Source organism: Treponema bryantii, from assembly GCF_900111035.1.
In the GTDB taxonomy this organism is placed as follows: Bacteria; Spirochaetota; Spirochaetia; order Treponematales; family Treponemataceae; genus Treponema_D; species Treponema_D bryantii_C.
This window is the reverse complement of record NZ_FOFU01000004.1, coordinates 23722-29822: the sequence shown is the minus strand read 5'-3', so window position 1 is coordinate 29822 and position 6101 is coordinate 23722. Positions and strand designations below refer to the sequence as shown.

General features: G+C 38.4%; 4 protein-coding genes. 2 read left to right on the top strand and 2 right to left on the bottom strand.

Annotated features, from left to right (window positions below; all coding sequences use genetic code 11):
* Positions 1–62 precede the first annotated feature (62 nt).
* On the bottom strand, positions 63–2831 hold the full coding sequence (locus BMY21_RS08310) for a CHASE2 domain-containing protein (RefSeq protein WP_074642777.1): 2769 nt from the start codon (positions 2829–2831) through the stop codon (positions 63–65).
* A gap of 74 nt (positions 2832–2905) precedes the next feature.
* Positions 2906–3322 carry a FecR family protein gene (locus BMY21_RS08305; RefSeq protein ID WP_074642774.1) on the bottom strand — a complete coding sequence of 139 codons (417 nt, stop codon included), beginning with the start codon at positions 3320–3322 and terminating at the stop codon, positions 2906–2908.
* A gap of 137 nt (positions 3323–3459) precedes the next feature.
* Here BMY21_RS08305 and BMY21_RS08300 point away from each other — a divergent pair, with 137 nt between their 5' ends.
* Complete coding sequence (locus BMY21_RS08300; protein WP_143064196.1) at positions 3460–5172, top strand: DUF5312 family protein; 1713 nt, start codon at positions 3460–3462, stop codon at positions 5170–5172.
* Positions 5153–5956, top strand: coding sequence for a purine nucleoside phosphorylase YfiH/LACC1 family protein (locus tag BMY21_RS08295; RefSeq protein WP_074642770.1), 804 nt, complete (start codon positions 5153–5155; stop codon positions 5954–5956). Before BMY21_RS08300 ends, BMY21_RS08295 begins: the two co-directional genes overlap by 20 nt.
* The last annotated feature ends 145 nt before the right edge of the window (positions 5957–6101 follow it).

Genomic DNA, 6101 nt, shown 5'->3' with positions numbered 1-6101 from the left:
CTCTGAATAGAGGGAATTGTTAAGAGTCTTTTGGAATCCTCCGGTATAACCGGAGGATTTTTTTATTTCTGTAATAATCTGAATGTACCTTTGATTTCGTACTTTGTGCCAACCCATTCCGGATTCATATCTGATGGGTTTTCAGTATTGTATGCTACACCAAAATCATCGGCTTCTGTTGGAACTTTTCCTTTTGCAAAGAACTTTTCTATAAGCTCAACATAATAAGCGGCAACCTTATCTTCGCTGTCTTGTGAATAAAGAGCCTTGAATGCAGAAAGGGCAGTAGAATAGTCTCCGGCTTCAAACTTATGCATTGCCTTTTCCCACTCTTCAAGATATGTAAGTTTTGTATCAGTTGCTTCTGACTTAAAACCAATAAGTTCATAAAGACGGATAGGGGTTTTTACATTTACAACCTGAACTCGGTCAAGACTTCTTACAAGGAATGAATCAGAAAGATCTGTTCTTGTTGCTTCACTAATCAGAATACCACCTGTATGATACTGCTTATTAACTCCTTCAAGACGGCTTGCAAGGTTTACGTTATTACCCATCATGGTGTAATTCTTTTTGTTTTCAGACCCCATATAACCGGCAATCATCTCACCAGAGTTCAAACCAATTCGTGTGAAAAGAGTTCTTTTGTTTTGAACCATAATCTTAAAGGCATCATAAAGATCCTGTTCCATATCATCAGGTTTAGAACCAGCTGCAATTTCAATGATGTATTTATTCATTTCAACTTCAGCTTTTTTCATTCTGATTGCTGCAGCACAGGCTCTCGCTGCATGGTCTTCCATCTTAACTGGTGCACCAACAAGAGCAATGATAGCGTCTCCTTCATACTTATCTACAGTACCTCGTTCTTCCATTATAAGGTTAGACATTTTTGTAAGGTAGAAGTTCAAAAGAGCTACAAGCTGAGCAGCATTAAGAAGTTCACTAAAACCAGAGAATTTCTGGATATCAGTAAACATTGCCGTCATTTCAACACGCTCACCACCAAGTTTGAAAGAAGATGGATTCGCAACAATCTCATCAACTACTTCTTTTGAAAGACACTGACTGAAAGCACCGGTAATGAATTTCTTATCTTTAGAAGTACTGATAAAATTCAAAATTGTAATAGCAATAAAGGTGATTGCAAGAGATATTGTTGGAATAGCAGTACCAATATAAATCTTAGTTATTATAAAGAAAAGGAGCAGTAGAATAATAGCTGTCCCTTCTATTAAACCTCCAACAACAAGCTGCTTTCCTGTACTTTTAATTTTGACAGAGCAGAAGCCGTATCCAAAGCACAAAAGAATTGCAATAATAACCGAAATCCACCAGGGAGAATCTGTTACAAAATCTTCTGAAAGTAATTGATTTGCAATTGCGTAATGAACACCAGGGTTAGGATATTTTTCTTCATACTGAGTAAGACCGAAGTCTGTTGTACTTGTAGCACAGGTTCCAAAAATACAGAAAGAATTTTTTACTATATTCTTAAGTGCTTCACGAGAATTTACTAAATCATCAAAAATTTCTCGTGCAGTATTCATAGTTTCAGAAATCCATGCTGCAGTTTCATCATCTCCAGATACAGAATCAAGAAGTTTCTTTTCTGTGTCTCCATATAAAAAGTTTCTGGTAGTTTCATAAAAGGCTTCTTTGTAGGCAAAATAATCATCATAAGTTACATCAGCCTCATTATCAGAAACAAGAGCGTCATGAATATAACCGGTTGCGGCGTCATAATATTCGTATGGAAGATCATCATCCCAGTAACTGAAAAATCCATTTTCTTTAAGAAACTGAAGACTATCTGCCATTGCTTTTTCAAGAAGACGGATTCTGTAGACCTTCCATAACGGAGTATCGTTATAATCATAATAGCTTACATTTTTCGGATATTTGATTAGTACGGTTCCGTCCTGTGCAAGCGGGATTTTAAGATCTCTTGTGCCATCTGCAAAATGACAGTCTTTAAGAATAATTTTATTGCGCTTTACTTCAATTTCAGGATTTCCAAGATAATTCAAAATTGGTGCAAAAAGCAGCTGTGGATAATATTTTCCATTATATTCCATAATGAGGTAAAGGCGTCTGAGGTATCCATCCTTATCGGCATCTGCGTTTACAAAACCTGCCCTTTTTGAATTGAAAAGAAAATCACTGATAGCTGGTTCAACTCCAGAGTAGGAAGGAACCTTTGCGCTTTTATCTACACTGATATTTTTGAGTGAAAGATTATCTGTAAGATACTGTTCTGTGGTTTCATCAAGGTCTGGGGTTTCGGTACCAAAGGTGAGAGTAACATAAGAGTTTTCAAAAAACTTTAAGTCATTGGCAAGACTATCATCTGCATTACGTACAGAATACTGAATGGCGGTTTTAATTCGGTTTTGAACAGTTTCCATTACACTGGAAACATCTTCCTGAATAGTATCGCCTTCAGCTTCAGTTAAAAGCCATGTGATATTTTGTGAAAGCTCAGAAAAATCTTCATCAACATAGTGAGGAAGCTCGCTTTCTACATATTCCTGATTAACTTTTGCCTGAGATTTATCAAGAAAACTTAAATCGAATATAGCAGCTTCTGATCCCAGTTCTTTGAGAACTACGAGCGCATCAGCATAAATTTCACGGGAAAAAGGCCAGGTTCCAATTTCGTTTACAGAGGAATCGTCAATATTAACCATTACAACAGAATCAGATTCCTTGAGCTTTGGCAAGGTTCTCTGAAAAAGATCGGCAATTTGCTTATCCAGACTTGTAAAAATTAAAAGGGAACAGATAATAACAGAAATAAATGGAATAAGGAGGTAAGTATACTTTTTCATGTGTCTCTCTCTTAAAAAAAAATCCTGTGCTGGAAAACCAGAACACAGGATTTGCTTTGATTTAAATTATAGGATTATTCGTCCCATTCATAATCTTCCTTTGCTTCACTTGCGCGGGAAGAAGCTGTAACAACTGATTTGCTAGTTTTATCAGAGCCGGCAGCAACACCAGAACCCTTGAGAGATGCACCTTTCTTAATTCCAGTATTTCCTGAAGTTGCAGAAGCAAGACTTTCAATAGTTCCTTTCTGCATTGCTTTGATATTGATTTTAGCTCCGTCTAAGGTAAGAATAAGGCTTGAATTAACACTAGTCTGAATTACAGTTGAAGCAGATAATTCCTGACCTTGTTCGACAGCGATCCATTTTCCTGGTGCAGATTCATATGTAACCTTACCAGTAAAAGATTCAACCTTGTAACCAGCGGCAAACAGTGATGAAGCAGCAAAAATAGCGAATAATACGCATACCAAGTTTTTTAGTTTTCTCATAAATTTTCTCCGAATTTATTGATTTAGAATTCAATATATTATCGTACATTTTTCGGTTATTGTCTACTAGAAAATAAAATTGTATTAATATCTTTTTGACTCTTGAAGAATAAGGATTTTCCGTACATAATTAAAGTATGACGGATGAAATGAACAGAAGTGCGTTCGATAAACTTGTTGCCGGAATGGATGCGGTAGAACGCAGTGATATGCTTGAAAAAATAAATCAGTCTGCAGTTTCTGTTGTTCAGCTTGTAGAAACCGAAGAACAGTATCCCGAGAAAAATGTCAGTCTGCATATCCGTTTTAAAGGTGAATCTGCTCTTTACAGATTTTTCCTCTGGCTAAGAAGTCTTCTTGAAAAAAAAGATCCCGAAAAAATATACAATGAAGATGTTCTTGCTTCTATGGCACGAAGAATAAATCGTGATCATCCTGGAATCTTAAATCATAAAAATGGTCTTATTGATTCTGTCTTCTATGAACATCTTCGTTCTCTTAGATCTTCAGCCGAATTTTTTAAACCTTATTTCAATATAATAGATGAAAATCCTGGTGACTTTTATGTTTTTCTGAGTTCATTTGTTACACCGGAACTCTCAGATATTATTACAGCAGAAGCAGATCCGTTCTCTCTTTCTTTTGATACAGAGCCTGATCTTGCAACTAAAAACAGATTATTAAAAAATCTTGATAGTATATTAAACAATATTGATGGTGCTGCAAAAAGCAATCTGTATAGTGCTGTAAGTTCCCTGAACTGGCTGCGTCAGTTTACAAGGCTTCCGTATATTCATTTTACTTCACAGTTTACAAACCTTTCGGGAAATCATTATACCTGTCCGTACAGAAATGCGGTAAATGATTTCTCAAGCTTTGCCGCAGTTTTCTCAAATGTAATGTCCGTACAGAATGAAGTACTGGAAGCTATGCTGATGTTTTCACAGCGAAAGGAGATTACAAAAAATGCACAGGATAAAGATATTGAACGAACAATCAAAGAGTTTATAGCAAAGGCAAATCAATGCTTTGGTATAATACAGATGTTTATTTCCAATGTTCCAATTATTAAGGTTGGAAAAATCATCAATGCTGATTATGATTGGCTTCCTGGTAATATAGATGGAGTAGAGGGCTGGTTCCCTAATTTCCGCAGTCACTGGCGAAAGATTATCGATGTTCGCTGGGCAGACTGGCTTCGAGAACGTAAAAAGAAAAATCTTGAAACATATCTTAATAACGATTTTGAGCTTTCAGAATTCCCGGTAATGAAATACCGGCCGTGGCAGGCTTTATGGATGAGAGTTCCTTTTGCATGTGAGCTTACAGGAGGTTTCTTATCCTGGTTCTGTGAAAATGAATATGAAGATATGATGCCTTATCTGAATGATGTTATGATGGAAGGCGTTTTTATTCGTAATGAAAACAGAATTGAATATTCAGAAGGTTTAAATCTTTTTGCACAGGCAATGAGTCAAATGCAGGAACTTCTGGAACGTCTTGCTCCGGAAGGTGAGTATGGTGCTCAGTTTGAAGAATTTGCTACAAGCCGACTCCGTTCTTTCCAGGTTCAGAATCAGATTGATTCAATGATGACTACAACTGAAACTGAAATCCGTGAATGTGTAAAGAAGTTTGGTAAAGGTGCCAGAATGATTGATAAATGCCTTAGCGGAGTTCTTTCTGAAGAAAGAGATAAGGTTCATGATGGACTTCAGAATATCAATGTAATAAAGGGGCATAACAATAGAGTCTGGAAAGATTCTTTAAGAACCTGCTGGGAAACATTGAAGAAAGCCGTATTCTACCTGTCAGAACTGGAGCCTATTGATGCAGCAACAGAACAGTAATCTTTTTGAGTTCCTGGAATTTCACCGTGCCGGTAAAGTAGTAGAGGGTGCACCAGTTTGTGGGCTTACCTTAAAAGCCGCCGGCAGCATGCGTTTCCGCTGGAATGAAACAAATCAGAATAGAGCAAAAGTTTTTCGATCTCTGGGTAGTACTGAAGGTGCAATTGTTCCCGTACAGCTCGATCACACTCATATCGTTTATAATGTAAAAAACGCCGGTGATACTCAGGATAAAATCGGTGACGGAATAATTACCGTGAACCGTTCGCTCATACCAACAGTCACCGTTGCAGACTGTATGCCGCTTTACTTGTATGAGCCGGAAACTGGAGTGTTTGGAATAGTTCATAGCGGCTGGAAAGGAACTGGCATTGTTGCTGACGCTATAAAACTCGCGGAAAAAGATTACGGCGCCCGCGCCCAAAACTTCTGCGTAGTTATCGGCCCCCACATCCGCGCCTGCTGTTACATCGTAAATGAAGAGCGTGCCAAATGGTTTTCCGAGAACTTCACTCCCGACTGCGTAACACCGCTCGAACCCGGCGTAAAAGTATCATGGAAAAGCGGCGGCGGCACCCTCTACAGACTCTCGTTAGAAAAAGCCAATTTAGCTGCGCTCCGCACCGCCGGCGTCCCACAGGAGAACATCTGGATTCACCCTGCGTGCACGTGTTGTACCAAAAAAAACGGCAGTTTCATCTACGGCTCAAATAGAAGAGAAACCTCAGAAAATGGCAGGCCCGACGCTTTCACAGTAATGGCCGCTTTTATTAAGAGTATTTGATAGTTTCTATAATTTTAGGGATTTCAAAAATGTGGGACGCAGGCAAAAAGAATAAGGGGGGACCCCGCCAACGCAGGCACTGGCGAAGCTACAGCGCCAAGTGAATGGTGGGGGGATAACTTATTTTTTTGCCGTCGCTGGGATC